This window comes from Stieleria sp. (assembly GCF_041595215.1).
Taxonomy (GTDB): Bacteria; Planctomycetota; Planctomycetia; order Pirellulales; family Pirellulaceae; genus Stieleria; species Stieleria magnilauensis.
Map to the genome: position 1 here is coordinate 1 of NZ_JBFHKV010001130.1, position 2,670 is coordinate 2,670.

At 58.2% G+C, this 2,670-nt stretch carries 4 protein-coding genes; all 4 read left to right on the forward strand.

Annotation, left to right across the window (positions count from 1 at the left end):
- Positions 1–454: asparagine synthase-related protein (locus ABX749_RS28830; protein WP_372899077.1), on the forward strand; the 454-nt coding region annotated here is incomplete at its 5' end.
- 51 nt (positions 455–505) lie between these two features.
- Positions 506–1,276, forward strand: a complete 771-nt coding sequence (locus ABX749_RS28835) for a class I SAM-dependent methyltransferase (protein WP_372899078.1) — start codon at positions 506–508, stop codon at positions 1,274–1,276.
- Positions 1,194–2,126, forward strand: a complete 933-nt coding sequence (locus tag ABX749_RS28840; protein WP_372899079.1) for a hypothetical protein — start codon at positions 1,194–1,196, stop codon at positions 2,124–2,126. The genes ABX749_RS28835 and ABX749_RS28840 overlap by 83 nt, the downstream gene beginning before the upstream one ends.
- Positions 2,123–2,670, forward strand: a 548-nt coding sequence (locus tag ABX749_RS28845; protein WP_372899080.1) for an AMP-binding protein, incomplete at its 3' end; no start/stop codon positions are given. The genes ABX749_RS28840 and ABX749_RS28845, both read left to right, overlap by 4 nt.

Below are 2,670 nucleotides of genomic sequence, written 5' to 3' on the forward strand. Positions count from 1 at the left end.
GGCGCAGAACATCCTCCGCACCTTGGGTGACGGATGCGAAGCAGCACACGGCACCGAAGGCCGTTTGCCGATGTTGGACCATCTGCTTTTCGACTGGGTCAAACAACAACCCGTTTCCCATTTGCTCCGTCCCCAATCATGTCGACCGAAGGGTTCCCCATCAGACGGCGACGGATTCACCGACAAATGGCTGCTCCGCGAGGGGATGCGAAATCGCTTGCCGGCGTGCGTCGTCGAGCGTCCCAAACAGCCGTTTGACGCGCCGCCGCTGGCCGACAGCTTGCTGCGTTGTCGCCGAATCAGAGACTACGTTCAATCCAAAATCGACGACCATCCTTTTTTTGATTCGGCCAAGGTTCGACAGACCTTGTCGAACATGCAGCACGCCAGCCGGGAAACCAAGACCGCCACCGACCCGCTATGGTGGATGCTGCTCTCCTCCACCGTCGCGTAAGCGTCCGGCTTGCGAGCACACGTTCAAGACACGCAACCTGACATGACCCGAATGCAACAACCAACTGCCGTCGAAACCCAGTGGTGGAAGACGTTTTATGACGACGTGGCCATGGTGGTGCTGGCCGATCAAGATCCCGACGTGATCCGAGATCAGGTCGACACCATCACACGCTTGACCGGCTTGTCGCAGGGACAATCGGCAATGGATCAGTGTTGCGGTCTGGGGCAACATACGCGCGAGTTGACAAGCCGTGGTGTCGACGTGATCGGCATCGACCAATCGCCACTCTACATCGACCATGCCAGGCGGCTCGCCCGCGAACGTCATGGCGGAGCGGAATTTGTGGTCGCCGACGCGCTGACGTATCAACACGCCCCACCCGTCGATGTTGTTTATAACTGGCACAGCAGTTTTGGTTACTCATGCGATGACGCGTGGAACCAGCAGATGCTTCACGCCGCGCGGCAATCGCTGCGTCCCGGGGGAACGATGTTGCTGGAGTTTCCCAACATGTTGCATTTGCTGGCCAACTTTCAAACGTCGATTTCCTCGACGCACCCTGGCGGCGTCTCGCTGACACGCACGTCTCGGATCTGCGCCTCCACCGGTACGTTGCGTCAGGTTTGGGAGTACCGCATGGACGACCGGTCGGTGCGCACCCATGAAAGTTCGCTGAGAATTTATTTGCCCGATCAGCTGATCCAAATGTTTCGCGACAGCGGATTTGTCGACGTGAATGCTTTCTCGCCCTGCGGCGGCACGCTGGCCGCCGATTCACCACGCTGCGTCATTGTTGGGAGCAATCCAAGTGTTCAATGATTTCATCCAACCCTACGAGGGTCAAACCGACGAAGCATTCCGGGCGGCGTTGTATGCCGGAACCGTGCTCGTGCTGCCGTCTTCGGAAACGACGCTGCGAATGCGCGACCATTGCTGGGATCGCGTTTGCCAAGTTTTTGGAGACGATCCCCGCAACGCCTCCAAACGCCTTTCCGGCGACCAACTGTTTCAGAAAGCCGGGCTGCTGCGACGCGAATTTTACGAATCCGATGTCTGTCGACAGGGGATCGCGGATCTGTTGCGGCAAACCGGTTGCGACTCAATACAACATCTTTGCGATCCCGTCCGATTGCGTGTCATCACCGAGGGCGGTCACCACAATCCCGCTGCGGCACCGGTTTATTATGCCCATCGTGACACGTGGTACTCCAACCCGCAGTGCCAGATCACCTGGTGGATGCCGTTGCATCCGGTATCCAAATCCGAGACGTTTTCGTTCCTGCCGTTTTACTTTGATCGAGCCGTGGACAACGACTCCGGTGGGTTCGATTATCGACAGTGGACATCCAAAGGCACCGATTTGAAGATCGGTTGGCAAGATGCCGAAGCCGGTCGCCGCGAACTCTATCCGCGATTGCGTGAATCGCTACCGCAGGCGCAGCGGATCGCGTTCGAGGCACAGGCGGGGGAGGTGATCGTGTTTTCCGGCCAGCATCTCCATCAAACCGTGCCGATCGAATCGGGCGAAACTCGACTGAGCATCGACTTTCGAACCGTTTGCTTGCCAGATCACGACAAGGGGTGGGGGCCGAAGAACGTCGACAATCGTTCGACCGGTGATGCATTGGCCGGACACATCCCCGTCTCGCCGGCGGATCGAGGACCATGACGGATCCGTTTTGGATTGAATTTGACCGGGTCGCGATCGAAGCTCCCGAACAAGTCGCGATCGAACAGGACGACTGTCGCCGCTGCAGCTATCGTGAACTGCAATCGATGTCGCGTGAAATCGCCGACTTGATCCATCGCGCGAACATCGCGCGGCAAAGCGTGATTGCCATTCGAATCGAAAAGTCGATCGAATACGTCGCCAGCCTGATCGGAATTTGGCGAGCCGGTTGCGCCGCGTTGCCGCTGCCTGACGTAATCCCCGAAGCGGTGCGAAACGCGAACGCTCGGCGGGCGGGGATCGCGGCAACTTTGCATCCCGATTCGTTGTCGACACTGGGAGTCAAATTAGAGGTCTCGTGCGATCGGTCCGTTCGGCAAGGCACCGAATTGGCGTACATCTTCTTCACGTCGGGATCGACTGGCGCACCGAAGGGCGTCGCGGTCACGCACCGCGGATTGGTGCCGGTCCTGAACGATCAGATCCAAGCGTTTCAGCTCGATCGAAAGACTCGTTCTCTGTTCTACCTTTCGATTTGTTTTGA